At 67.5% G+C, this 26,568-nt stretch carries 20 protein-coding genes, 1 tRNA gene and 2 pseudogenes; all 23 read right to left on the reverse strand.

Going from position 1 to position 26,568, the window contains the following annotated elements; translation table 11 throughout:
* Positions 1-55: 55 nt before the first annotated feature.
* Positions 56-131: transfer RNA gene (locus tag CI805_RS13320), tRNA-Ala, on the reverse strand.
* A 116-nt stretch (positions 132-247) separates the two neighbouring features.
* Positions 248-1,135, reverse strand: a complete 888-nt coding sequence (locus CI805_RS13325; protein ID WP_260924202.1) for a hypothetical protein — start codon at positions 1,133-1,135, stop codon at positions 248-250.
* A 158-nt stretch (positions 1,136-1,293) separates the two neighbouring features.
* Positions 1,294-2,037 carry a Bax inhibitor-1/YccA family protein gene (locus tag CI805_RS13330; protein ID WP_260924205.1) on the reverse strand — a complete coding sequence of 248 codons (744 nt, stop codon included), beginning with the start codon at positions 2,035-2,037 and terminating at the stop codon, positions 1,294-1,296.
* Positions 2,038-2,204: 167 nt separating this feature from the next.
* On the reverse strand, positions 2,205-3,008 hold the full coding sequence (locus tag CI805_RS13335) for a pyrroline-5-carboxylate reductase family protein (protein WP_260924208.1): 804 nt from the start codon (positions 3,006-3,008) through the stop codon (positions 2,205-2,207).
* Positions 3,009-3,104: 96 nt separating this feature from the next.
* Entirely contained in the window at positions 3,105-3,611 is a 507-nt protein-coding gene (locus CI805_RS13340; protein ID WP_260924210.1) for a YbjN domain-containing protein, read from the reverse strand.
* A gap of 195 nt (positions 3,612-3,806) precedes the next feature.
* The gene (locus CI805_RS13345; RefSeq protein ID WP_260924212.1) at positions 3,807-6,272 is read right to left on the reverse strand and encodes an SPOR domain-containing protein; all 2,466 of its coding nucleotides are present in this window, start codon (positions 6,270-6,272) and stop codon (positions 3,807-3,809) included.
* A gap of 343 nt (positions 6,273-6,615) precedes the next feature.
* Positions 6,616-8,184 (reverse strand): cell division protein FtsZ, encoded by a 1,569-nt coding sequence (gene ftsZ, locus CI805_RS13350; protein ID WP_260924214.1) that lies wholly within the window; start codon positions 8,182-8,184, stop codon positions 6,616-6,618.
* A gap of 190 nt (positions 8,185-8,374) precedes the next feature.
* Positions 8,375-9,655, reverse strand: a complete 1,281-nt coding sequence (gene ftsA / locus CI805_RS13355) for a cell division protein FtsA (protein WP_260924216.1) — start codon at positions 9,653-9,655, stop codon at positions 8,375-8,377.
* Positions 9,655-10,629 (reverse strand): cell division protein FtsQ/DivIB, encoded by a 975-nt coding sequence (locus CI805_RS13360; RefSeq protein WP_260924218.1) that lies wholly within the window; start codon positions 10,627-10,629, stop codon positions 9,655-9,657. The genes ftsA and CI805_RS13360 overlap by 1 nt, the downstream gene beginning before the upstream one ends.
* Positions 10,626-11,594: a D-alanine--D-alanine ligase gene (locus CI805_RS13365; protein ID WP_260924220.1), complete on the reverse strand. Its 969-nt coding sequence runs from the start codon at positions 11,592-11,594 to the stop codon at positions 10,626-10,628. The genes CI805_RS13360 and CI805_RS13365 overlap by 4 nt, the downstream gene beginning before the upstream one ends.
* A complete protein-coding gene (locus CI805_RS13370; RefSeq protein ID WP_260924222.1) occupies positions 11,591-12,118 on the reverse strand; it encodes a DUF4262 domain-containing protein in 528 nt (175 codons plus the stop codon). Before CI805_RS13370 ends, CI805_RS13365 begins: the two co-directional genes overlap by 4 nt.
* Positions 12,115-13,020 carry a UDP-N-acetylmuramate dehydrogenase gene (gene murB, locus CI805_RS13375; RefSeq protein WP_260927986.1) on the reverse strand — a complete coding sequence of 302 codons (906 nt, stop codon included), beginning with the start codon at positions 13,018-13,020 and terminating at the stop codon, positions 12,115-12,117. Before murB ends, CI805_RS13370 begins: the two co-directional genes overlap by 4 nt.
* A 146-nt stretch (positions 13,021-13,166) precedes the next feature.
* Positions 13,167-14,600, reverse strand: a complete 1,434-nt coding sequence (gene murC, locus CI805_RS13380) for a UDP-N-acetylmuramate--L-alanine ligase (protein ID WP_260924231.1) — start codon at positions 14,598-14,600, stop codon at positions 13,167-13,169.
* Positions 14,597-15,779, reverse strand: a pseudogene (murG, locus tag CI805_RS13385) (undecaprenyldiphospho-muramoylpentapeptide beta-N-acetylglucosaminyltransferase). Before murG ends, murC begins: the two are co-directional and overlap by 4 nt.
* On the reverse strand, positions 15,776-16,972 hold the full coding sequence (locus tag CI805_RS13390; RefSeq protein ID WP_260924232.1) for an FtsW/RodA/SpoVE family cell cycle protein: 1,197 nt from the start codon (positions 16,970-16,972) through the stop codon (positions 15,776-15,778). The pseudogene murG and the gene CI805_RS13390 overlap by 4 nt, the downstream one beginning before the upstream one ends.
* Positions 16,972-18,371 (reverse strand): annotated as a pseudogene (gene murD, locus CI805_RS13395) (UDP-N-acetylmuramoyl-L-alanine--D-glutamate ligase). The gene CI805_RS13390 and the pseudogene murD overlap by 1 nt, the downstream one beginning before the upstream one ends.
* Positions 18,372-18,385: 14 nt before the next feature.
* Positions 18,386-19,456 (reverse strand): phospho-N-acetylmuramoyl-pentapeptide-transferase, encoded by a 1,071-nt coding sequence (gene mraY, locus CI805_RS13400; RefSeq protein ID WP_260924233.1) that lies wholly within the window; start codon positions 19,454-19,456, stop codon positions 18,386-18,388.
* Between the two features lie 17 nt (positions 19,457-19,473).
* The gene (murF, locus tag CI805_RS13405) at positions 19,474-21,027 is read right to left on the reverse strand and encodes a UDP-N-acetylmuramoyl-tripeptide--D-alanyl-D-alanine ligase (RefSeq protein WP_260924235.1); all 1,554 of its coding nucleotides are present in this window, start codon (positions 21,025-21,027) and stop codon (positions 19,474-19,476) included.
* A gap of 4 nt (positions 21,028-21,031) precedes the next feature.
* Entirely contained in the window at positions 21,032-22,510 is a 1,479-nt protein-coding gene (locus tag CI805_RS13410; RefSeq protein WP_260924239.1) for a UDP-N-acetylmuramoyl-L-alanyl-D-glutamate--2,6-diaminopimelate ligase, read from the reverse strand.
* Entirely contained in the window at positions 22,507-24,279 is a 1,773-nt protein-coding gene (locus CI805_RS13415; RefSeq protein WP_409934902.1) for a peptidoglycan D,D-transpeptidase FtsI family protein, read from the reverse strand. The genes CI805_RS13410 and CI805_RS13415 overlap by 4 nt, the downstream gene beginning before the upstream one ends.
* A complete protein-coding gene (locus tag CI805_RS13420) occupies positions 24,276-24,854 on the reverse strand; it encodes a hypothetical protein (protein ID WP_260924242.1) in 579 nt (192 codons plus the stop codon). Before CI805_RS13420 ends, CI805_RS13415 begins: the two co-directional genes overlap by 4 nt.
* A complete protein-coding gene (gene rsmH / locus CI805_RS13425) occupies positions 24,851-25,888 on the reverse strand; it encodes a 16S rRNA (cytosine(1402)-N(4))-methyltransferase RsmH (protein ID WP_260924244.1) in 1,038 nt (345 codons plus the stop codon). The genes CI805_RS13420 and rsmH overlap by 4 nt, the downstream gene beginning before the upstream one ends.
* Positions 25,885-26,382, reverse strand: coding sequence for a division/cell wall cluster transcriptional repressor MraZ (locus tag CI805_RS13430; protein WP_260924246.1), 498 nt, complete (start codon positions 26,380-26,382; stop codon positions 25,885-25,887). The genes rsmH and CI805_RS13430 overlap by 4 nt, the downstream gene beginning before the upstream one ends.
* Between the last annotated feature and the right edge of the window lie 186 nt (positions 26,383-26,568).

Raw genomic sequence — 26,568 nt, forward strand, 5'->3', positions numbered from 1 at the left:
CAAACGCGAAAAGGCCGCGACGGGCGCGGCCATTCCATACTTCGATTTCAATCACTGGTGGAGCCGAGGGGGATCGAACCCCTGACCTCGTCATTGCGAACGACGCGCTCTCCCATCTGAGCTACGGCCCCGTTCCAGCAATCAGCAGACCAACATCCGGCGCCCGAAGGTCCCTTCCGCCGGTCTGCGGAGGCGCTCCCTTAGCGAATGCCGCAGAAGCGCGAAAGCAAAAAATGCGCGATCCCGCTCAATTCCCCGCTGCTGGCGCGGGTTGCGGCGTCGTGGTCGAAGACGTTCCGGCCGGGCCTGCGGAAGGCCCCATGCCGCCCGAAGGTAACGTCATCTGGCTGGGCGGGGTCATCGCCTTGATCATCGCCTGCTGTTCGGCAGAGGGCTTCACGATGACCAGCGCATTGCCATAGCGGGCCTGCCAGGCGGCAAGGTCAGCCATGTACTGCGCATAGGCATCGAAGAACGCCTTGAACGGCGCTTCCATCTTGGCAAGCCCGGTGCGGGCATAGCCCTGGAAGTGATCGGCATCGATCGTCGACAGGTCGTTGATCACGTCCGCTGCGGCGGCGCAGAAGTTCTTGTTCACCGGCGGCAGCGCGAAGAAGTTGTAGACCGAGGTCTGGTAGCTCTCACGCGCGACCGTCGCCGCGCGACCCGAGGCCTTGAGCGAGAAGCTGCGCGCAACCGTGGCGTTCGCCGCGTCAAGCTGCTTGTCGTAAGTCACAAGGAAGCGCTTGTACCCGGTCAGGATCTGCGTGGAATTCACAGGGTCCATGCAGTTGAGCGCCGCGACGTTCAGCGCCGAGCGCAGGTTCCATTCGGCCTGCGTGCTCGAAATATCGTAGTTCACGGTATGGCGCGTGCCATCGTCGCTGACCGGCGGGATATTGAGGCTGTCGGGCGCCTGGTTGGGCGGCGTCGGCTTGGGCGGCACCACCACGATCGGCGGAGGGGGCGGAGGCGGCGGAGGCGGAGGCGGAGGCGAGGCGCAGCCTGCCAGCAGCGCGAAGGCACCGGATACCGCGCCCCCTGCCAGCAGCGGCCACTTGCGCTGTACGGTCGCACGCGCGACGGCACTGATGCGGCTCAACTTCCCCTGAGCCGACTTGGACACCTCGTTCACCCTGACATAACTCCCTTGGCAGGCGCAGTTCTCTAACGCGCCCTCCCCGCAAAGCAAATGCCCGGTGCGACGAAACGCACCGGGCATGATGCCTGTCTGACGATTTTTGGTGGATGACCGGCGCCGGGACTGCCCGAAGCCGGTCTATCCGAACCGGATCAGTTACGCTGCTGGCCCATGAAGCTGAGCAGGAACTGGAACATGTTGATGAAGTCCAGGTACAGGCTCAGCGCGCCCATCACCACCATCTTGGCCGCCCACGGCGTGCCCTGAAGCTGGTAGTACTGGTTCTTGAGCATCTGCGTATCGTAGGCGGTAAGGCCTGCGAAGATCAGCACGCCCAGCACCGAAATCGCCATCTGCAGTGCGCTGGAGCCCACGAAGATGTTGATCAGCATCGCGATCATGATGCCGAACAGGCCCATGATCAGGAAGCTGCCGAAGCCCGACAGGTCCTTCTTGGTGGTGTAGCCGAACAGGCTGAGACCTGCGAAGGCTGCTGCCGTCGCGAAGAAGGTCGTCGCGATCGAGGTGGCGGTGAAGACCATGAACAGCGTCGACATCGACAGGCCCATGACCGCGCAGAAGCCCCAGTAGAGCATCTGCAGCGTCGAGGTCTTCATGCGCTGGAAGCCGAAGTTCATCGCGAAGACGAAGCCGAGCGGGGCCAGCATCACCAGCCACTTGAGAGGCGAGAACATCATCTGCTGGGCAAAGCCGGAGCTGGCGAACAGCAGCGCCACGACGCCCGAGAGCAGCACGCCCGAGGCCATGTAGTTGTAGATCGACAGCATGTGTCGACGCAGGCCCTGGTCGTAGCTTACGCGGCCACCGGTCCGTCCGTCGAGGCTCGGAGACGCACCGAAGCCCTCACGGGGCCGGGGGTCGTTCCAGTTCGCCATTTCAAACTCCACAATTGCCGGTGTGCAGCGCCCAATGCGCCTGACCGGGATGAACACGAATATCGGCCCCTCTTTTTCCCTTTTCAAGGAAAACCGGGTCGCATTCCGTATGACAAAGTGTGTCTGAAGCGCGGTTGAATGCGCGCGTCATCACACAGACACGAGATTCAGCGCGCGGCGGCGGCCATTTCCGCATTGCGATCGCGCGATGCGGTCATCGTCGCCTCGATCAGGCGGGCGAGCGCGGCGTCCTCATCGAGCACGTTCATGCCCGCCCGCGTCGAGCCGCCGGGGCTCGCCACCTTGTCTGCCAGCGCGCCGGGGCTGTCGGGGGAAATCGCCGCCAGTTGCGCCGCTCCCTCGACCATCGCGATCGCGAGGCGCTGCGCCTGCCCGGCCTCGATGCCGAGCGCCACCGCGCCTGCCGCCAGCGAATCGATGAAGCGATAGACGAAGGCCGGACCGCAGCCCGCCAGCGCCGTCACCGAATCGAACAGGCTCTCGTCCGCCAGCCATTCGGGCGTGCCGAGCGGCGTCATCAGCGCGGTCACATCGGCGCGGCCGGCCTCGTCGAGACCTCGGGCATCCAGAGCGACGGGCGCCTTGCCGATGGCGACGGCCAGGTTGGGCATGATGCGCAGGATGCCGCCCGCCTCGGGGAAGCGCGCGGCGAGGCTGTCGAACTCGACACCCGCCAGGATCGAGAACAGCACCGTCCCGCTGCCGATCAGCGGACGGATCGCGGGCGCGGCCTGATCGAGGCCCTGCGGCTTGATGCCCAGCATCACCGCGTCGAACGCTTCTTCGGCGGGCAGTTCGCGCAGCAGGGTGACGCCTTCGGGTACGCTGGTGCGGTGCGGATCGACCACGGTGAAGACCGCAGGCGCGATGCCGCCTGCCAGCCAGCCTTCGAGCATGGCCCCTGCCATGTTGCCGCAGCCCACGAGCAGGATGGAATTGAAACGGGTCATCGCGGCGGTCTCCTCGGATGGGTTCGGCAGGAGGTCCGCCCTGCCCTTCCCCGCCGACTAGAGGCTGACCGCCGCGATTTGAAGGGGTAATTGCCCTCAGGCTTCTCCGGCAGCGTCCACCAGCGCGGCGGCGAGCGCCTCGGCGGGGGTCTTGTCGCCCCACAGGATGAACTGGAACACCGGATAGAAGCGGTCGCACTCTTCGAGCGCGCCCTCGATCGCCAGCTGCGCCTGACCCGGCCCCAGCAGGCCATCGTCGCCCAGCACCAGCCCGTGGCGATAGAGCACCACGCCGCCGTTCGACCAGATGTCGAAGTGGCCGACCCAGAGCTGTTCGTTGATCAGCGCCAGCGCCTCGAAAATCGGGCCGCGCTTGCCTTCGGGTACGCGCACGTCGGGCAGGCAGATGATCTGCAGCACGCGATCCTCGCCGCGCCAGATCGCCTGGAGCTGATAGGTCGCCCAGCTGCCCTTGATCTCGACCGAGATCTCGTCCTCGCCGACGAATTCGAACGGCCAGCCGCGTGCCTCGAACAGCGAGGCCAGCATCTCGACCGGCGCGGCATCGTCGTTGCGATCGATGTCGTCCTGCACTGTTCTCATGATCCCCGTCACTGACCCTCCGCAAGTCGCATCCAAGTCGTCCTGTGCCTGCAGGAATGACGTGCTGCGGGCCTGCCGCCCAGCCCACCCCCGCGAACGCCTGTGCATGACTGCACAAGCCTGTTCACAGGGTGTGGATAAGGTGTGCGAAAGGTTAAGCCGCGCAACCCGGCAGAGGCGCCGCGCGGCATCGGATCAATCGACCGGCAGCGCGTCGACGGCTTCGCCCTCGTCGCTGCTCCAGGGTACGAAATCGGTGATGCCGCCCTTCTTCAGCGCATCCATCGCGCGCTGCGCCGCCTTGTCGCTGGCGAACGGGCCGATGACCATGCGGTTGGTGCGACCCATCTTCGCCACGGAGGGCGACTGCCCCTTGAGCGCGCTCGGCGACTTCTTCGCCAGGCGATTCCAGGTGAAGGCCAGCGCGTCCTTGTCGCGCCCCACGCCGATCTGCACCCACTGGCGCGCGGGCGCAGGCGGGGCCTTGGCCTCGGCCTTCTTCGCGCCCTTGCGACCGGTAGCCTTGCCCGAATCCTTCTCGTCACCCTTCTCATCAGCGGCCTTGTCGGATGCCTTGGCGCCCTTCTTCTTGGCGCTCGAAGACTTTTCGGACGGCGGCGAAATGGCATCGACTGAAGGCGCGCCGGGCACGGCCTCGACCGCCTCGCCCGCATCGCTCGACCATGGCACGGTATCGCTGATGCCGCCGTCGCGCAGGTCGGACATGAAGGCGGCGGCGTCCTTGTCGCTGTCGAACGGGCCAACGACGATGCGATTGGTCCCGCCCATGTCCGCCGTGAACACCGACTGGCCCCGGAAGGCGTCGGGCGCCTTGAGCACCAGCTGGCGCCAGGTCCAGCGGATCGCGTTCATGTTCGAGCCGACGCCGATCTGCACCCATTTGCGCGCGGGCACCGGCGGCGGTGCGGGCTTCTTGGGCTCGACCTTCTTGCGCGGCGCCGGTTTGGCGACGGGCTTGGCCACCTCCTTGGCCGCTGTGACAGTGGCGACGGGCGCCTCGACCACAGGCTTGGGCGCCTCGACCGGCACGGGAGCAGGCGCCGGTAGGGGCGTCGGCTGCGGCGCTGGCAGGGTCGGGCGACCGAGATCGGCAAAGGCCTGCGCCAGCGTCGGACGCTCGACCACCGCGTGCGAATCGGCGGACGAGGACGGCGGCGGCGGCGTGTCCGCAGCAGCGGCAGGCAGCGTGCGCGAGCCAGTGGACTGCGCCAGATCGAAGCCCGGCTGAGGCCGCGTTTGAGGTTGAGGTTGAGGCTGGGGCGCCTCGGGCGTCGGCTGGACCACGGGCCGCGAGGTTGCCGCAGGCGCATCGCCCCTCACCGCCGCAGGCGCATCACCCATCGCCGCCGCAGACGGCATGGTGATCGGCGCGGGCATCGCCACCGTAGAGGCAGATCTTTCAGGGACAGACCGTTCAGGCGCCGGGGTGGAGGCGCGAGCCGGGTTGGGCATCGCCGCCGTATTCGTGGGCGGGGCCACGGTCGGCGACGGCATCGCGGTCGGCGAAGGCATCGGCGTATTGCCCGCCATGGCCGTGGAGCGGCCTGCATCGACCGGCGGCAGTTCGCCCGAACTGTCGCGCTCGATCGTCGCCTGCACCTCGCCCGGCGCCACACGCGGGGTATTGGCGGCAAGCTGCGTCGGCGTGGGGCGCTCGCCCCGATCGGCATGCTTCTTCTTCGCGCGGCCCGAGCCCAGCGCCTCGCCCTGCGGGATCAGCCCGGCATCGGCGCTGCGCACCGCGCCCGTGCTGCCATGCTGCGCCGAATAGGCGGCGACGGCAGGCGAATCGGTGCCGATTTCCGCCGCCTTGGGGAAATCGCCCAGGTTCGCGGCGGCGGCCTGCTGCGCGCGCGTCAGGCGCGGCATGTAGCGCATGTAGGGCGTCACCGCCTCGGCCAGCTTGGCGGGCAGGATCGCCGCCACGGTGGTTTCGGCCTTCGTCGTGTCGCCGCCGATGGCATAGACGAAAGCGCGGGTGCGCCACGCGGGTTTGTCCTGCTTGCGCAGCAGCGGCATCAGCGTGTCGTCGGCAGCCTTGCCGTCGCCCGAGATCGCCTGGCTGACCGCGAGGCGCAGGCGCACCTCGTCCGCATCGGCAGGGTTCGTCGCCTGCGCATACATCCGCTGGGCCGAGGCATTGTCGCCTGCCAGATCGTAGGCGAGGCCCCAGTCGGCGGCGATCTGCGCGGTGCCGATACCGCCCCGGTCGGCGGCGGCGAACAGCGGCAGCGCGCCCACCGGATCGCCGCCCAGCGCCATCGCGCGGGCCAGCCCCGCCTGCGTCTGCGGGTTATTGGGCGAAATCTCGTCCGCCCGCTTGTAGAAGCCCTTCGCGGCCTGAAAATCGCCGAGCCCGGTGGCGGCATCGCCTGCATCGACCAGCGCCGAGACGTCCTTCGGATTGCGCGCCAGCCGCTTCATCGCGGCATCGAGCTTGCCCTTGTTGGGGTCCGGCAGCGGCTGAACCACCTCGCGCGAGGCGGCCTGCGCATGGGCGGGCGCGCTGGTCCCCAGCAGGGCGAAGACCGGCGCGGCACAGGCCAGCAAACCTGCGGCAAGCGCCCGGAAACGCGCACGGCGGGCGGATTTGGCAGACGGGCGGTCATAAGGGCGGGCAGAGGCGGAAGTGATGGGCATGCGGCGGATTTCAGCAAAGTCCTGCGTTGCGAAAATGGAGCGGTCAGGCATCTGCGGGATGCCCTGCAAGGCACCGCGCGTCACCCTCCCCTTCATCCTTGTCATGACATAGCGCCGGGGGCAGCACACAGCAATCGGGCGACGGGCTCCGCCGTGGCCTGTCCACGGCGAATATGCGCGCACATAAGCGCAGGCGCGTGAACAGCGCCAGAATGACGCGAAGTCGAAGGGGCACGGAAAACGAAAAACGGCGGGCGCCCCAAAGGCACCCGCCGCTTTTTCGTCATCCTGGACCACCCCGATCAGAACCGGATGGAATTCGGTTACGGGCGGTCACTGGGGATCACTGATTGTTCTGGCGCCCGAGAAAACGCGGGATGCTGAACGAGGACTGGTCGCCCTCACCGCCCTGCGGCTCTTCGGCGGGCCGCGAGCGCGACATCGAGCTCATGCGGTCGAACAGCGAGGAGCCGGTTGCCGGACGCGGTGCCGCCGGAGCGGGCGCAGCAGCAGCGCCGGGCGCGCGGTACGCTTCCGAACCTGCGCCGCCGCCGAACAGTTCGTCCTGCTTGCGGGCACCAACGCCGGGCGCAGCCTGCGTATCGGGGCCAAGCTCCAGCGGATCGCTGCGGCCGGGCGCCGGATAGGCGGAAGCATCCTGCACGGGCACTTCATGACCGACGCCGAGTTCGAGCGCCTGCTCGGGCTCGACCGGCGCGCGATAGGCATTGCCCACTGCGGGTGCGGCAGGCGCGGGCGCAGCAGGCGCCTGCGGAGCCGGAGCAGCATAAGCCGTCGGCGCCGGGGCGGGTGCCGGGGCAGCCTCGTAACTCACCGGCGAAGGTGCCGGGGCCGGGGCGGCTGTCGGCGTGGCGATCGACGGACGCACCGGCCCGCGCGAGGCCGACATGCTGACCGGGCGCTGGGCGACTTCGGCCTGCTCGGTGGTCTGCTCGATGCCGGTAGCGACGACCGAGACGCGGATCTTGCCGTCGAGATCGGGATTGAACGCCGAGCCCCAGATGATGTTCGCATCGGGATCGACCAGATCGCGGATGTGGTTCGCCGCCTCGTCGACTTCGAGGAGCTTCATGTCCTCGCCGCCGATGATCGAGATGATGACGCCCTTCGCGCCCTGCATCGACACGCCGTCAAGCAGCGGGTTGGCAATGGCGCGCTCGGCGGCTTCCAGCGCACGGTTCTGGCCTTCGCCCTCACCCGTGCCCATCATCGCCTTGCCCATCTCGGCCATGACCGAGCGGACGTCGGCGAAGTCGAGGTTGATGAGGCCCGGCATGATCATCAGGTCGGTGATCGAACGCACGCCCTGCTGGAGCACTTCGTCGGCCAGCTGGAACGCTTCCTTGAACGTGGTCTCCGCCTTGGCGACGAGGAACAGGTTCTGGTTCGGAATGACGATCAGCGTGTCGACCTGCTTCTGCAGCTCCTCGATGCCCGCTTCGGCGGCGCGCATGCGGCGCGTGCCTTCGAACAGGAACGGCTTGGACACGACGCCGACGGTCAGCACGCCCTTTTCACGCGCGGCCTGTGCGATGATCGGCGCGGCGCCGGTGCCGGTGCCGCCGCCCATGCCCGCTGCGATGAAGCACATGTGCACGCCATCGAGCACGCGCTCGATCTCGGCGATGGTCTCTTCCGCAGCGGCGCGGCCCACTTCGGGGCGTGCGCCTGCGCCGAGGCCCTGCGTGATATCCGGGCCCAACTGGATGCGCGTTTCCGCGATCGAGTTGTTGAGCGCCTGCGCGTCCGTATTGGCGACGACGAAATCGACACCCTCGATCTGGGCTTCGATCATGTTGGCGATGGCGTTGCCGCCCGCACCGCCCACGCCGATCACGACGATGCGCGGACGAAGCTCGTCGATCGCCGGCGGTCCGATGTTAATGCTCATTTCGCTCTCCTGGCAGGCACGTGCGCGAAGAATTTACCTTGACCGATTTGATTGCACGCTTCGATTCGGCGATGCAAAGACCGCAAGTCCGTTGTCCACAGCGAAATCGGCCAATTCCGCCGTTTTTCGAGCCCGCTGCGACGAATGGGAGCCGTCGCACGGCAGGAAGCCCATGAAAGGCGCTCCATCCTCAGAAATACTCCCGAAGCGCGCGGTACACGCGGTTCACGATGCCGAGGCCCTTGTAGCTGGTCGCATCGGCCTGTCGCCGCCCCAGCGAGCGGATATCGGTCGGGCTCGACGAGGCGTATAGCACAAGTCCGGCCAGCGTGGAAAACCCCGGCTTCACATGCGTTTCGGCAAGCCCTGCGATCTGCGGCACCCGGCCGATGCGGACCGGACGGCCCAGCGCGGCCTGCGCATAGTCGGCAAGGCCCACCAGTTCCGCGCCGCCGCCGGTGAACACCACCTGCTTGCCGCGCTGCCCTGCGAACTGCATCGTGCGCAGCACCTTGTTGATCTCTTCCATCAGCACGCCGAGCTGGCCGGTGATGACGCCGATCAGTTCGGCGCGCGGGATGCGGTTCTTCTCGTCGGCATGGCGCGCGATCGGCCCGGTGTCCTCCTCGCCCGGCGCGTTGACCGGGATCATCTCGCGATGGTCGGTCGGGCTGGCGATGGCCGAGCCGTTGACGCATTTCAGGCGCTCGGCCTGATAGCGGCGGATGCCGAAGGCCGAGGCGATGGCGTCGGTAATGTCGGCAGAGCCCATCGGGATTGCCACCATGTCGATCAGCATGCCCTGCGCATAGAGCGCCACGTTCGTCACTTCCGCGCCGAATTCGACCAGCGCGACGCCCAGATCGCGCTCCTCCGGCGAAAGGCAGGCCTGCCCTGCCGCCACCGGCGAGGCGACTACCGCCTCGACATCGAGGTGCGCGCTCTGCACCGCTTCGGTCAGGTTGCGGATCGGCGCGCCGTCCGCCAGCATGACATGGATATCGACGCCCAGCCGCTCGGCATGGAGGCCCCGCGGATCGATCACGCCGTGCGCGCCGTCGAGCCGGTATTGCGCGGGCTGGGCATGGAGCACCAGCCGCCCATCGGGCTGGATCACCTCGCGCGCCGACCACAGCAGCGCGTCGATATCCTCCTGCTCGATCCGGCGCCCGCCGATCTCGGCATCGACCTGGGCGATCTGGCTGGCAAGGCCTGCGCCCGAACAGCCGATGTAGACCTTCTGGACCGAGGTATCGGCCATGCGCTCGGCCCGGTCGATGGCGTCGCGGATCGCGAACGTCGCGGCGGTCATATCGGTGACGAAGCCGCGCTTGATGCCCTGACTGGCACGGTGGCCCGAGCCGAGCACGACCATGTCGCCCATCTCGGTGAGCCCGGCGACGATGGCGGAAACGCGGAAGGAGCCGATATTGACCGCGCCGAATACGCGGGTGATGCGGGGGCTGGGCATCAGTCGTCCCCTTCGAGAGTTGCAGCAGGTTTGGCCGAGGCCTTCGCGTCCTTCGCGGCCTTGGCAGCGGCGGCCTTGTCGGCGGCTTCCTGCTCTTCCAGCCCCGGAACGCGCATGTACATGCGGTCGCCCGCGCGCATGTCGAACGCGGCGACCTTGCCGCCGAGCAGGCGGTTGGTGCCATCGAGCCGCGCGAATTCGACCAGCGCGGCGGCGGATTCCTGATCGCCTTCGGGCAGCGCGAGCACCTGCCCGGTCGAGAACGTCAGGTTCCAGCGGCGATCGCCCACCCATTCTGCCTCGGTGACGCGGGGCTTCAACGCGGGCGCGGCATCGAGCAGTTGTGAAAGCGCGACGACCTGCGGCCCGGCCCCGTCACCCGAGACGATCAGCTTGCCCTGCGCCTGTCGGCGGTCGACCTGCTGGAGCAGATGGCCGGTCTCATCGATCAGCCAGTACCCTTGCGCATCGCGCAGCACCGCGTGGGGCGTGCGCTCGACGATATCGATCACCAGCGTATCGGGCAGCTGACGCGAGACGCGCGCATCCTTGACCCAAGAAAGCGCCAGCAGCTGTTCGCGCAAGTGGTCGATATCGACCTGCGGCATCGCCCGGTTCTGCTCCTGCGCCAGCGCGATCGCATAGACCTGTTTCTTGTCGATATGCTGGACGCCGCGCACTTCGACGCGCTTCACCTCGAAGCCGGTATCGGCGGCCACGCGCGAGATCTGGTCTCCCGCCAGCGCCGGCACGCCTACCACCTGCGCGACGATCCACAGCGCCAGCGCGCCGCCCGCCAGGATCGCGAACAGGAAGATGCGGTGCAGCTGCGCCTCGCTGAACGGCAGCCACGCCATCACCGAATCGAGCGCGGAGCCCGTGGTCTTCTTCGCTTTCTGGACGCGGGCGCGATTGCCCTGCGCAACCGCACTCTTGCGGGCAGTCTTGCCCTTGCGGCGGATGGTCTGGCTCATGAAGCCCTGCTGGTGCGCGCCGCGTCAGCCGCCGCGCGATCGGAAAGCGCCTCGGCGATGATCGCCTCGACGAGTTCGGGATAGTCCATGCCGCAGGCACGCGCCTGTTCGGGCACGAGGCTGAGCGGGGTCATGCCGGGCTGGGTGTTCACTTCCAGCAGGAACAGCCCCTCGACGCCTTGCGTATCGTCCCAGCGGAAGTCCGAACGGCTGGTGCCCTTGCAGCCGAGCAGGCGATGCGCGCGCAGCGCGATCTCCTTGCAGGCCTGCGCGATCTCGTCGGGGATCTCTGCCGGGCAGACGTGCTCGGTCATGCCGTCGGTGTACTTGGAATCGAAATCGTAGAAGCCCGACTTGGGCTTGAGTTCGGTGACGAGCAGCGCCTTGTCGGCGATCACCGCCGTCGTCAGCTCGCGCCCGCGGATATAGGGCTCGGCCAGCAGTTCCTCAAACTCCTGCCACGGCCCCTTCGCCTCGCGCGCGATCGGGTTGCCGTAGTTGCCTTCCGCCGTGACGATGGCGACGCCGACCGATGAGCCTTCGTTCACCGGCTTGAGCACATAGGGACGCGGCAGCGGATCGCGCTCGTGGATTTCCGCGCACTTCACCACGCGGCCTCCGGGCATCGGCACGCCGTGCGGGACCAGCGCCTGCTTGGTCAGTTCCTTGTCGATGGCGATCACCGAGGTGGCGAGGCCCGAGTGCGTGTAGGTCAGGCCCATCAGGTCCATCATACCCTGCACGGTGCCGTCTTCGCCGGGTGTGCCGTGGAGCGCGTTGAACACCACGTCGGGCTTCGCCTCGGCCAGTTTCAGCGCAACATCGCGGTCCATGTCGATGCGGGTGACGCGGTGGCCCTTGCTTTCGAGCGCCTTGGCCACGCCCTCGCCGCTCATCAGCGAGACGGGGCGTTCGGCCGACCAGCCACCCATCAGGACCGCGACGTGAAGCTTAGGAAGTGTCATGAATTCAGGCTCGTTCGATAGAGGGGCGGTTGTTCGTCGATGGTGCTGCGCGCACAGCCCGGCTGCCAGGGATAGAGGCCGTCATGGGCGCCGGGCCAGACGATCTGGAACGCGCGCGACAGCGGCTTGCCGGTGAGGCGGCGGGAAAACCAGATGGCGGAATTGAAGAAGTCCTCGACAAGGTTCGCAGGCTCGACCTCGCGCAGCATCACCGGGTGACCTTCGAGCAGCCCCGGCACTTCGCACCAGTCGTCCATCTCCAGCCCGTCGCGGCACAGCTCCAGCATGCCGTTGATCAGCGAGGCGGCCAGCTTGGTGGAGAAGCCGAAGACGATCACCTCGCCCTGCCCCACCGTCTCGGTGAAGCCGATCGAATAGGCAAAGCGCACGATGCCCGGCTCGCCCTCGTCTTCCTCGCCCTCGTCTTCCTCCGGCGGGAACACGCTGGTGATATGGCAGCCGAATTCCTCCACGTTATCGAGGATCTGCTGCTCCAGACGGGTGGTGGGACGCATGTCGATCATGACGATGCGCTTGCCTTGGGCGCGCGCCCGACGCGCTGGATTTCCCATTCGAGCGTCACGCCCGACTGCGCCTTGACCCGCGCGCGCACTTCCTCGCCCAGCGCCTCGATATCGCTGCTGGTGGCATCGGCGACGTTGAGCAGGAAATTGGTGTGCTTCTCGCTGACCTGCGCGCCGCCGAGCATGAGGCCGCGACAGCCCGCCTCGTCCACAAGCTTCCACGCGGCATGGCCTTCGGGGTTCTTGAAGGTCGACCCGCCGGTCTTCGAACGCAGCGGCTGGCTGGCCTCGCGGCTGGCCGAAATGCGGTCCATCTCCGCCTGGATCGCGGCAGGCTCGCCCGCGCGGCCCTTGAAGCGCGCAGCGACCACCACCGCGCCTTCGGGAAGCGCGGAATGGCGGTAGGTATAGCCGAGATCGGCGTTGCTCAATGTCACCAGTTCGCCCGAGCGCAGCATCACGTCGCAATCGACGAGAATGTCCTTCACCTCGCCCCCGTAGGCGCCGCCGTTCATCCGCACGAAGCCGCCGACAGTGCCGGGGATCGAGCGCAGGAACTCGACCCCTGCAATCCCGGCATCACGCGCAGTGGAGGACACCAGAATGCCGCTCGCCCCGCCGCCGCAGGACAGCGTGTGACCTTCGCCCGCGACCACCCTGGCGAACGGCTTGCCGAGGCGGATCACCACGCCCGGAACGCCGCCATCGCGCACGATCATGTTCGATCCGAGCCCCAGCGCCATCACTGGAACCGCCGGATCGAGACCGCGCAGGAAGCTGCGCAGATCGTCCAGATCCTTCGGCTCGAACAGCCAGTCAGCCACGCCGCCCGACTTGAACCAGACCAGCGGCGCCAGCGGCGCGTTGGCCGTCAGCTTGCCGCGAACGCCTTCCAGGCTCAGTCCAGTTACCGCCGATGCTAAAGAGCCGTTCGTGTCGAGCGCAGTCGAGACACCTTCTTCGGACGTGCCACCTTCGCGCAACGTGTCTCGACTACGCTCGACACGAACGGAAGGGGTGTTTTCAGGGGTTGGAGAGTTGGAGGATGTCACCCCGCCCTCCGGCTGCGGATGGCGTCGGCAAGACCGGCGGCCCACTTGGTGATATCTCCCGCGCCAAGGCACACGATCATGTCGCCGGGCTGGATCGAGCCTGCCAGTGCGTCGGCAAGCGCATCGGCGCCCGCGATGACCTGTGCCGAGCGGTGCCCGCGCGCCTTCATGCCGGCGACCATCGCGGCGCTGTCGATCCCGTCGAGCGGCGCTTCGCCCGCGGCGTAGACCGGCGCGGCATAGACCACGTCGGCATCGTTGAAGGCGCCCTGGAAGTCTTCCATGTGATCGCGCAGGCGCGTGAAGCGGTGCGGCTGGACCACGGCGATGACGCGGTTCTTCACGCCCTCGCGCGCGGCGGCGAGCACGGCGCGGATCTCTACCGGGTGATGGCCGTAATCGTCGATGACCGTGACCTCGCCACCCTCGCCAGCGCCTTCCAGCGCGATCTCGCCCACCTTGGTAAAGCGACGCTTGACCCCGCCGAACTTGGAAAAGCCGGTCTGGATGCACGCGTCCGAGCAGCCCATCTCCACCGCGACGCCGATCGCCGCGAGGGCGTTCTGTACGTTGTGGCGGCCCGGCATCGGCAGTTCGATGCCCTCGATCCGGCGGAACGAGCCGTCGCGCTGGCGCAGCGCCACGTCGAAGCGGTTGCCGCCCGGAACCGGCGTCACGTTCTCGCCGCGAATGTCGGCCTGCGCGGAAAAGCCGTAAGTCACCACGCGGCGGTCGCGCACCTTGGGGATGATCGCCTGCACTTCGGGATGATCGATGCACAGCATCGCCGCGCCGTAGAACGGCACGTTCTCGATGAATTCGACGAAGCTCTGCTTGATCCTGTCGAACGAGCCGTAGTGATCGAGGTGCTCGGGATCGATGTTGGTGACGATGGCGATAGTGCCGTCGAGCCGCAGGAACGAGCCGTCGCTCTCGTCGGCCTCGACCACCATCCAGTCGCTCTCGCCCAGACGCGCGTTCGATCCGTAGGCGTTGATGATGCCGCCGTTGATCACCGTGGGATCGACGCCGCCCGCATCGAGCAGCGCCGCGACCAGCGAGGTCGTCGTCGTCTTGCCGTGGGTGCCGGCCACCGCGACGGTGTTCTTGAGGCGCATCAGTTCGGCCAGCATCTCGGCGCGGCGCACCACCGGGATGCGGTGCTCCAGCGCATAGACGACTTCGGGGTTCTCGCGCTTGACCGCCGTGGAGGTGACGACCACCGCCGCACCCTCGACGTTTTCCGCCGCGTGGCCGATCATGACCTTGATCCCGCGCGCGCGCAGGCCTTCGACCACATAGCCCTCGGCAATGTCCGAACCCTGCACGGCATAGCCCAGGTTGTGCATCACTTCGGCAATGCCCGACATGCCGATGCCGCCGATGCCGACGAAGTGGATCGTCCCGATATCGGTGCCGACGCCCTTCATTCGCCGAACTCCTTCGCCAGCGCTTCGCCGGAAAGGGGGGCAACGGGCTTCGGGGTCATGCGGATTACGTCCTGAATGGGAGTGGCGCCGAAGCTCTCGACAATGTCGGCAAGGTCGGCGGCGGCATTGGGATAGCCGCAGTTCCATGCGGCATGGGCGGCATTGCCCAGCGTTTCGGGATGCTGCGCCATGGCGAGGATCTGCTTGGCCAGTTCGCTGGCGGTAAACTTGTCCTGCCGGATCGATCGCGCCCCGCCCGCCACGACGATCTCGCGCGCGTTGGCGGCCTGATGATCGTCGGTGGCGATCGGCAGCGGCACGAGGATCGCGGGACGGCCCACGGCGGTCAGCTCGGCAATGGTCGAGGCGCCCGAGCGGCCGATGAACAGGTGGGCATCGGCCAGACGCTCGGCCATGTCCTCGAAGTAGGTGGCGAGTTCGGCAGGGATGCCGTGGCTGGCATAGCGCTGGCGCACCGCGTCGATATCCTCGGCACGGCACTGCTGGATCACCTGCAGGCGCGAGCGCAGCGCGGTGGGCAGCATGGCAAGGCCATCGGGCACCACTTCCGACAGCACCCGTGCGCCCTGGCTGCCGCCGGTGACGAGGATGCGCAGCAGGCTGTCCTCGGTGAAATCGGGGAACGGCCGCTCCCGCAGCGCCATCACCTCTTCGCGCACCGGATTGCCGACCAGCGTGACCTTGGGGGCCAGCTTGGGATCGAGGCGGTCCACCTGCGCCGAGGAGGTCGCCAGCGCATTGGCCTTGGCGGCGAAGCGGCGGTTGACGCGGCCAGCACCGCGTTCTGCTCGTGCAGCACGGTCGGGATCTTCGCCGAAGTCGCCGCCATCAGCGTGGGCACCGAAGGATAGCCGCCAAAGCCGATCACCGCGCTCGGCTGGAAGCCCTCGAACAGGCGCAGCGCCATGCGGCGCCCTTCGAGCACGCCCAGCGCGCCCTTGATCCAGTTCAGCGGGTTCTTCCCGCGATGCGGCCTGGCGGCAGGATATGCGCGGGCATGAAATCGGGCTTGCCGGGAATCCTCGCGCCGCGCTCGTCGGTGATGAGCGCGACGTGGTGGCCGCGCTTCTCCAGCTCGACCGCCAGCGCGAAGGCCGGGATCAAGTGTCCGCCGGTCCCGCCCGCGGCGAGCACATAGTGACGGCTGACGGTAGTCATGAACGCTCTCCGATAGCGCCGAGCGAAAACCGCTCGCGCTCGATGAAGGGGTTGCGGCGGGTGATCGCCAGCAGCAGCCCTACACATAAACACATGGCGACGGTGGATGATCCGCCATAGCTGATCAGCGGCAGGGTCATGCCCTTGGACGGGAACAGCTGCAGGTTCACCAGCACGTTGATGAACGCCTGTCCGCCGAACTGCGCGGCAAAGCCCGAGGCGGCGAGCACGGTGAACAGGTCTTCCTCGCGCGTCAGGCGCAGCATCACGCGGGTCAGCAGCCCCAGATAGAGGAAGATGATGACCATGCAGGCCAGGAGCCCAAACTCCTCGCCGATGACCGAGAAGATATAGTCGGTATGCGCCTCGGGCAGCGCGAACTTGCGCACGCCCATCCAGAAGCCCCGGCCCGTCCACCCGCCGTTGAGCAGCGTGCGCTGGGCAAGGTCGACCTGATCGAACGCCTGCCCACCGAACAGGAAGTTGTTGATGCGGTTGCGACCGTTCGAATAGGTGAAATACATCAGGACGATCAGCACGGCGCCCAGCCCGCCGAACTGGCCGATGCGCTTCAATGGCATGCCCGCCAGCAGGATCATCACGAAGAAGGTGCAGCCGAACAGCATCGTCGATCCGAAGTCGGGCTGCATCATCAGCAGCGCGGCCAGCATCGCCATGATCGCAAAGCAGATCGCGATCACCGGCATCTTGGGATCGCGCGCCTTCCACGAGAGAATCCACGCCAGCAGGATCGGGAATCCGGCCTTCAGGAACTCGGACGGCTGGAGCGAGATGCCGAAGCGCAGCCAGCGCTTGGCGCCGTTCACTTCCGAGCCCACCAGCGGCACCAGCACCAGCGCGAACAGCATCGCCCCGCCCAGCAGGATGCCGAAACGGCGCGCGTTCTCGCGGCTCATCGTCGAGACGCCGAACATCGCGACAAGGCCCACCAGCTGCCAGCGCACGCCCAGCCAGAAGAAGTAGAGATCGGGCAGCTTCTCGTGCGCGGTCGACAGGCGCTTGGCACTGGCGGGAGACCCGGCGGCAACGGCAACGGCCCCGATCGCCATCAGGATCAGCACGAGGATGAGAAGGCCCTGGTCGATCTCCTGCCACCACACCGCCAGACTGCTACGGCGATTGCGGTTGTAGCGGGCGATCTGCGCTCCGGGCGCGGGCGAGATCGTTGCCATCAGCCGGCCTCCGCTCCATCGCTGGTATCGCTACTCTGGGTGGATTTCATCGTGTTTTCGAGGCCGCGCTCGGCGATCAGCGCATCGACGATCTGGCGGAACACGTCGCCCCGCGCCTCGTAATCGCGGAACTGGTCGAAGCTGGCGCAGGCGGGCGAGAGCAGCACCACGTCGCCGGGGCGCGCCGCGTCCATCGCCTGGCGGATCGCCTCGGCCATCATTTCCGAGCGTGTCACCGGCAGAACCGGGCCGAGGATCTCGGCAAACCGCGCCCCGGCATCGCCGATGGTATAGGCCGCCGCGACCTGACCGAACCACGGCGCGCACTCGTCGAGATCGTCGCCCTTGGGAAGGCCGCCCAGAATCCAGTGGATGCGTGGGCCGTTCCCGGCCGGCGGGAAGGCCGCCAGTGCAGGCGCGGTCGAAGCCGGGTTGGTCGCCTTGCTGTCGTTGACGAAAGTGATCCCGCCCGCCTCGGCCACGCGCTCCATGCGGTGCGGCAAGCCGTGGAAGGTGGGAAGCGCGGGCAGCCACTGCTCGCGCGTGACGCCCAGCACCTCGACCAGCGCGACGGCGACGGCCACGTTCTGGAGGTTGTGCGGCCCCTGCAACGAAGGCCAGGCGCCCTGAAACGCCACGAGATCGGCGCCGGTGACGACCTGCACGTCGGCATCATGGCGGCGCAGGCGCTCCGCCTCGGCGATCGTGCGCGTCTCGGCATCGCCATCGCCGAAGACGGCGGCGTGCCCTTCCGACTGCATCGTGAACAGCCGCGCCTTGGAATTGGCGTAGGCGGCAAAGCCGTCGTAGCGGTCGAGATGGTCGGGCGTCAGGTTGAGCAGCGCCGCCGCGTCGCAATCGAGGCTGCGGGTCAGGTCGATCTGGTAGCTCGACAGCTCCAGCACATAGACACCGCCTTCGGGCAGCGGCTCGGTGGAGAGGATCGGCACGCCGATATTGCCGCCGAAGCGCGCGGGGATGCCTGCCTCGTCGAGGATATGGCGGACCAGCGAGGTGGTGGTCGACTTGCCGTTGGTGCCGGTGATGCCGATCACGCGATGCGCCGGCAGGCTGGCGCGGGCCAGCGCAAACAGTTCGATATCGCCGATCAGCGGCACGCCAGCCCGGCGTGCGGCCTCACCCACCGGGTGGGTGTTGATCGGCACGCCGGCGAGACGACGAGGCCGTCATAGCCCGAGATGTCGGCCAGCACCGGATCGGCCAGCGTCAGCCGTCTGGTTTCCTTGTAGGGGCACAGCGCGGTGCGCGGCTCTTCGCGCGCGTCCCAGGCCATGACATGCGCGCCGCTCTCCAGCAGCGTCTGGACCGTCGCCATGCCGGAGCGGGCAAGGCCCAGCACCGCGTAGCGTTTTCCGGCGAAGACGGGAGAGACGATCATCGCAAGGCTACCCCTTATCGCAGTTTCAGCGTGGAAAGGCCAAGCACGGCGAGCACCAGCGAGATGATCCAGAAGCGGATCACCACGGTCGATTCAGCCCAGCCCTTCTGCTCGAAATGGTGGTGGATCGGCGCCATGCGGAACACGCGGCGTCCCGTGCGCTTGAACCAGAAGACCTGGATGATGACCGAGGCCGCCTCCAGCACGAACAGCCCGCCGACCACGGCCAGCACGATCTCGTGATGGGCAGACACGGCGATGGCGCCCAGCGCTCCGCCAAGGGCGAGGCTGCCGGTGTCGCCCATGAACACGGCCGCAGGCGGCGCGTTGAACCACAGGAAGGCAAGGCCTGCGCCCATGATCCCGGTACAGAAGATCGCCAGCTCGCCCGCGCCCGGCACATGCGGAATGCCGAGGTAGTGCGCATAGTCGACGCGGCCCGCGAGGTAGCAGATGATCGCGAAGGTGCCCGCCGCGATGATCACCGGCATCGTCGCCAGACCGTCCAGCCCGTCGGTCAGGTTCACCGCATTGCCCGCACCGACGATCACCACGGCGGCAAAGACGTAGTAGAACGGCCCGAGCGGAATGTAGTGGTTCGACAGGAACGGCACATAAAGGTTGGTGTTCAGCTGGTGGACGATGATCCACGAGGCGATGCCCGCCACCACGAATTCGGCCAGCAGGCGCACCTTGCCCGAAAGCCCGGCGTGGCTGCGCTTCGTCACCTTGTCGTAATCGTCGAGGAAGCCGATCAGGCCGAAGCCCGCCGTCACCGCCATGCAGGCCCAGACGAACGGATTGAACACATCCATCCACAGCAGCATCGAGACGATCAGCGAGGTCAGGATCATCAGCCCGCCCATCGTCGGCGTGCCGCGCTTGGCGAGGTGGGTCTGCGGGCCATCCTCGCGGATCGGCTGCCCCTTGCCCTGCCGCACGCGCAGCATCGAGATGAAGCGCGGCCCGATGACCAGACCGATCAGCAGCGCAGTGATCAGCGCCCCGCCGGAGCGGAACGACTGATAGCGGAAGAGATTGGCCAGTCCCTCAAAGTGGAACAGATCGGCAAGAAGATACAGCATTGTCTCCGGGGTCCCCCTCACCCTTCCTGGTTGCTGAACGCGCGCACGAGAGAAGCCAGACCTACCGAATTCGATCCCTTCACCAGGACGGCATCGTCCCGTTCGAGGCCGAACGCGCGCAGGGCGTCCACAGCTTCTCCCACATTCGCGCAATGCGTGAATGGCACCGGTTTGTGAAGCACAGAAGGCCCGGTTTTCCCCGGTCCGTCCGATTTTCGAGCAGCTTCAAGCACATCCTCAAGTGCCGCCATTTCCGGCCCGACGAGGATCGCGTAATCGACGTGCGCCTCGGCGAGCGGCCCGGCGAGTTCGGCGTGGAACGCGGGGCCGTGATCGCCCAGTTCCTTCATCGCGCCGAGCACTGCGATCCGACGCTTTGCCGGGGTGCGCCCCAGCTGCGCCAGCGTGGCGCGCATCGAGGCGGGATTGGCGTTGTAGCTTTCGTCGATCAGCAGCGCCGTGCGCTTGCCCTGCGCGTCCGGCGCGCCGCCGGGAACCTCGATCTGCACATGCGCGCCGCGCCCGGCGAGGCCCTCCATCTCGGCCAGCGCCACGCCCGCCGCGCCCAGATCGCCATCGACCGCGCACACGGCCGCCATCACCGCCAGCGAATTGAGCACCTGATGCTCGCCCGGCGCCGCGACGGTATAGCACACCCGCCTGTCGCCCATGTCGACGGTGACGAGCGAGCCGCCGCCGATCGCGGGCACGGCATCAAGCAGGCGCACATCCGCGCCCACAGCCTTGCCGAACGAGACGGCCGTGACGCCCAGCTTCGTCGCCGCATCGCGAAGACGCTCGAACCACGGGCTGTCGGCGGGGATCACCGCGACGCCGCCCCGATTCCCGCCAATACTTTCAAGGCCTTCGAAGATCTCCGCCTTGGCATCGGCGATGGCCTCCATCGAGCCGAGCATCTCGATATGCGCAGGCGCGATGGTGGTGATGACGGCGACGTTCGGGCGCACCTGACGGGTCAGCGCGGCGATCTCGCCCGCGTGGTTCATCCCCATCTCGAAAATGCCGAACCGCGCGCGCGAGGGCATACGCGACAGGCTGAGCGGCACGCCGACGTGGTTGTTGTAGCTCTTGACCGAGCGGTGCGCGTCCCCGTGCGAGGCGCGGTCGAGCGCGGCGAAGATCGCCTCCTTCACGCCGGTCTTGCCCACCGATCCGGTCACGCCGATGATCGGGCCGCGTGCCCGCTCACGCGCGGCGGCGCCCAGCGCTTCCAGCGCCGCCGTGGTATCGGCGACAAGGATATGCGGCCCCTCGACGGGCCGGTCGACCACCACGGCGCCTGCGCCCTTCTCGAAGGCCATGGGCACGAAGCGATGGCCGTCCATCGCCTCGCCCTTCATGGCGAAGAACAAGTCGCCCGGCTGCACGTCGCGGCTGTCGATCTCGACGCCGGTGACGGTGAAATCGCCGCTCGCCGTGCCTTGCATGACCTGCGCGAGCGTCGCCGAATCCCACAGCGCGCCCAGCGGCTCCCGAGGCGCGTCCGTGCCGGAGGCGGCACCGGCGTCAGCCGAAGCCGGCCATTCGAGGATACGGACTGCTGCGCTCATCGGCTTATCTCCCGTGGGTGCCGGCCATTTCCCTGGCCACTGTCACATCGTCGAACGGCAGCACGCGCGCATCCGCGCCGCTGCCGATGATCTGCCCCTGTTCGTGTCCCTTGCCCGCGACGAGGACGATATCGCCCGCCTTCGCCTCGACGACGGCGGCAAAGATCGCCTCGCGCCGGTCGCCGATGTCGCGGGCCTTGTCGTCGCATCCGGCCAGAACCTCGGCGCGGATCGCGTTCGGGTCCTCGCCGCGCGGATTGTCGTCGGTGACGATCACCACCTCGGCGCCCTCGCAGGCGACGCGACCCATCTGCGGACGCTTGCCGCGATCGCGGTCGCCACCCGCGCCGAACACCACGATCAGGCGGCCTGTTACGTGCGGGCGCAGCGCGGCAATGGCCGCTTCCAGCGCATCGGGCGTGTGGGCATAATCGACATAGATCGGCGCGCCCACCATGGTCAGCCCTGCCCGCTCCAGTCGGCCGCGCACGGTGACAAGCCTCTTCATCGCATCGAAGGTCGCGTAAGGCTCACCCCCGCAGGCCAGCACCAGCCCTGCGGAAACCAGCGCATTGGCGGCCTGGTAGGCGCCGATCAGCGGCAGGTCGATGCGGCGCTGCTTGCCCTCGTGCTCGATCTCCAGCACCTGCCCCAAGGCCCCCGGCGTGCGCGAGAGCAGGCGGATGCCGGTGCCCTTCGTGCCGACCGTGAAAACCTTGAGCCCGCGCGCCTCGGCATGGGCAACGGCCTTGTCCGACCATTCATCGTCGGCCCAGATCACGGCGGTGCCGTCAGGCGCGACCACTTCGTCGAACAGGCGCATCTTGGCCGCGAAGTAATCGTCCATGTCGGCATGGTAATCGAGATGGTCGCGCGACAGGTTGGTGAAGGCCCCGGCAGTGACGCGCGGCCCTTCGTTGCGGAACTGCGAGAGGCCGTGGCTCGAAGCCTCATAGGCCAGATGCGTCACGCCTTCGCGGGCAAGGCCGGTGAGATTGGCGAGGAACGTCACGACATCGGGTGTGGTCAGCCCGGTCGAGACGGTCTCGTCGCTGGTGGTGACGCCCAGCGTGCCGATGGACGCGGCGCGCAGGCCCGCCATGCGCCACAGCTGGCGGGTCAGCTCGACGTTCGAGGTCTTGCCGTTGGTGCCGGTGACGGCGACGATGGTCTCGGGCACCGGCTGGAAGAACGGCGCGGCCAGCTTCGCAAAGGCGCGGCGCGGCTCGGCATCGTGGATCGCGACCGCACCGTCCACCGTGACGCCCGGCGCGGTGACGACCGCCACGGCGCCCGCCTCGATCGCGGCGGCAATGAAATCCTCGCCATTGACGCGCGCGCCCCTGAAGGCGCCGAACACGGTGCCCGGCGCGACCTTGCGATGGTCGATCGCAAAGCCGGTGACGGTCGTGTCGAGACGGTCCTGCGACGCGCCTTCAGGCAAAGTCACGCCTGCGGCGGCAGCAAGCTGCGCGAGGTTCATTCGGAAGTGTCTCCCTTGATCAGCGGGCGAAGGTCGGAAATGTCGATGTCGCGTGTGTCATCGGGCATCACGCCGAGCAAGGGGCCGATGCGCGGAATGACCCGCCCCACGACCGGTGCGGCGTTCCAGGCGGCGGTGCGCTGGAACGAGGTCATCTCGGTGCCCTGCGGCTCGTCGAGCATGGCGATCACCACGTAGCGCGGCTTGTCCATCGGGAAGGCCGCCGCGAAGGTGGAGATCAGCGAGTGATGGCGATAGCCGTGGACGCCGGGCTTTTCCGCCGAACCGGTCTTGCCGCCCACGCGGAAGCCCTCGGCATTGGCCGAGCGACCGGTGCCAAACGCCACGATCAGGCGCAGCATCTGGCGGATCTTGGCGCTGGTCGAAGCCTTGAACACGCGGCGCCCTGCAGGCACCTCGTCGGGCGAGAGCTTCCGCAGCGTCGCCGGGCGCCAGATCCCGCCGTTGACCAGCGCGGCATAGCCCATGGCAAGGTGCAGCGGGGTGACAGCGATGCCGTGACCGTAGGAGACGGTCATCGTGCGCACGCGCGACCACTTGCCCGAAGGCCAGATCGGGAAACCGCGCGCGGGCAGTTCGATGGGCGGGCGGGCGTTCATGCCCAGCTTCTCCATCGTCGCCTTCAGCCGCTCGCCGCCCAGCTCGTCCGCCACTTCGGCGCTGACGACGTTGGACGAGTGCATCAGCATCTCGGGCACGTTCATCATCGGCGGCATCTTGTGCGCATCCTTGATCATGAACCCGCCCATCGGGAACGGCTTGGACGGGTACAGGCGCGCAAGGTTCGTCACCGTCCCGGCGTCGATGGCGGCGGCGACGTTGAACGGCTTGAAGCACGAACCCAGCTCGTAGACCTGGTTGGTCACGCGGTTGAAGCCGTGGGGGGTATCGCCCTCCTCGGCCTGCTCCTTCGAGATCATCATGTCGCCGGGGAGCACGTGGTTCGGATCGAACGAGGGCAGCGAGGCCAGCGCCATCACTTCGCCGGTATCGACATCGAGCACCACGCCCGCCGCGCCCTTGGCATGCGAATCCGCCATGCCGCGCGCCAGTTCGTCCTCCAGCGCGCCCTGCACGCGGTAGTCGATCGAGAGCACCGAAGGATGCTCGCGCCCATCAATGGAGGTGAGCTGCTTGTCGAAGGCCTCCTCCATGCCGACCTTGCCCTTGCCGTAGCTGTCGACATAGCCCAGCACATGCGCCGCCATCGACCCTTGCGGGTAATAGCGGCTTTCCTCCAGCGGGAACTCCAGCGAAGGCTCACCCAGCGCGTGGACCTTGTTGGCATCCTCGGGCAGGATCGAGCGGCGCAGGTAGCCCGGCTTGCCCGAGGCCAGTTCGGCGGCGACCTTGTTCACGTCCAGATCGGGGAAGATTTTCTGCAGCCCCAGCGCCACCTGCATCGGCGTGTGGATCAGCGGCGGCCCGTCGGTCATCGCCTTGGGATTGAACCACAGCGAATAAGTGCGGAAATCCTCGGCCAGCGGCACGCCGTTGCGATCGACGATCTCGCCGCGCGCGGGCAGCAGCGCCTCGGCCAGATCGTCGCTGCCCGAACTTGCCCCGGTGATCCCCAGAATGCACAGACGGATCAACGCGACGATGCTGATCAGCGTGAAGCCGACCAGCACCCAGAGCGTCCGCCATTTCGCCGTCAGCAGCGCCTTCTGGCGCACGCTCGCCAGCCGGTGCCGTCCAGTCGCGACGGTCGTCGGTATGGATAGTCCTGGCACCGGTTGGGCTGTCACTGGTCGCCGGCTTGCGCCACCTCGATACGGGCGAGTCGATTGCCCAGCTGCGAGGCGTCGGACGCCATCGCGGTGCGGGCACGCTCGCGGTTGCGCGCGTCGGCATCGACGCTCTTCTCGGCATCGGCGTTCATGGCTGCGGCATGCGCTTCGCTCACCGGCGAGGCCATGGCGAGCAGCGAGCTGCCGTCACCCGACTTCGGCTTGCCGTCGAGCGGGGTGCCGTCCGGGCCTTCGGCGCTGGCGTAGCGGATCGGGTTCGGCGCGTCCGGTCCCGGTGCGGCGCCCAGCATCGCCAGCTGGCGCTCACCCTCGACGTACTGCGCGGCGCCGGGTGCCTTGTAGCCGAACTCCAGGTCGTTGATCAGCTTGAGCTGCTGCTGGTTGGCGCGGGTCTGGAACTCGGTCTGCAGGAAATCGATGCTGCGCTGCGTGGCGACGATGCGCACGTCGGTGGCATGAACCTGGCTCTTCACCGCATTGACGCGCAGCGTCAGCGCGATCGTCAGCACGAGACAGACGAGCAACACGGCGCCCCAGCCGATGGAGTGGACGCGATCGCGGGTGAGGTTCATGCGGCACTCCTGCTGGCAGCACGGGGGGATTGAGGGGGAAGGTCGGAAGGACCGGAAGGAGCCGCTGCGGTGCGCACGGCAGAGCGCAGCGTGGCCGACCGGGATCGAGGGTTGAGCGTCAGTTCCACTTCGCCGGGGCGGATCGCCTTCGACAGGCGGGCAAAGCGCACCGGCGCCGCCTCGCCCAGCTGCGGCAGATGGCGCGAGGTGGACGCGCCCGCGCCGCTGGCATCGCGCAGGTAGCGCTTGACGATACGGTCTTCGAGGCTGTGGAACGTCACCACGGCCAGCCGCCCGCCTTCGCGCAGCAGCGCCTCGGCACCGGCAAGGCCCTGCTCCAGTTCCTCAAGCTCGCGGTTCACATGGATGCGGATCGCCTGGAAGCTGCGCGTCGCCGGGTCCTTGGGCGCACCGGGCTTGTGCCCCAGCGCCCGGCGGATCACGCGGGCCAGCTCGCCCGTGGTGGTCAGCGGGCGCGCGGCAACGATGGCGCGGGCGACGCGGCGCGACTGGCGCTCTTCCCCGTAGAGATAGAGCACGTCGGCGATCTCGCTGTCTTCCGCCGTGTTCACGAAGTCGGCGGCGGAATAGCCGTCCTGGCTCATGCGCATGTCGAGCGGGCCGTCGCCTGCGAACGAGAAGCCGCGCTCGGCCTGATCGAGCTGCATCGACGACACGCCGATATCCATCACCACGCCATCGACCTGCGGCACGCCTGCCTCTGCCATGGCCTCGGCCATTTCCGAGAAGCGGCGCGCGTGCAGCACCAGACGCGGCGGCGTCATCGTGCGCTCGGGCCAGGCGTCCGGGTTGGCCTCGACGGCGGCGATCGCATCGGGATCGCGGTCGAAGGCATGCACGGTGGCCCCTGCATCGAGCAGACGGCGGGTATAGCCGCCCGCGCCGAAGGTCGCATCGACGATGACGTCGCCCGGCTGGATCGCCAGTTCGCGCTCCACCTCGTCCAGCAGGACGGGGATGTGCGGCGCTTCGCCAGCGTTCGGGCCATGGGGCGGATTCTGGGGCGCGCTCACTTCTTCACCTTCGCGGCTTCCTTGGCCGCCAGGTTGCGGCAGGCGACCTGCGCCGCGCGCCAGCTGTCGTCCATGGCGTAGAGCGCCTCAGGGTTCCACAGCGTAAAGAAGCGGCCCGCGCCGTGGAAATAGAGCTGGTCGCCGACATCGCCCAGCGTCGCCAGCACTTCGGGCAGCACGAAGCGGCCCGAACCGTCGAACGGCACTTCGGAATAGTTGTAGAGGTCCATCGCCCGCTTTTCGGCGTCGTATTCGCGACCGGCGCGTACGGCGCGCTCTTCCTCGTCGCGGATCTGCTGGTCGAAATCGCCGATGCGCGATTCGCCGTAGCCGACGAGGCATTCCCAGCGATCATGCTTGGCGAGGTAGAGCGCGGGGCGGCCGCCGCTCGATTCCTTCACCGTCGAGCGGAACGCAGCGGGCAGCACGAAGCGGTTCTTGTCGCGTAAAAGCGAAAAGCCCTGCCCGCTGTAGATGTATGGCCGGTCAGCCATATGCCCTGTTTCGCCCCGAGATGAATAAACGCCATGCGAAACAGCCTCTTCCCCGCCATCCGCGCAGAGACGCGAACGGGCGTTCGCACCACGACAGACGGCGCGACGAGAATCAGCCATTCCGATTGGCTCTGTTTGTATAACGGGAAATTCGGGGATTAAAGGGAAATCTGGGGATCGAAAGGC

The sequence above is a fragment of the Novosphingobium sp. 9 genome (genome assembly GCF_025340265.1).
Lineage (GTDB): Bacteria > Pseudomonadota > Alphaproteobacteria > Sphingomonadales > Sphingomonadaceae > Novosphingobium.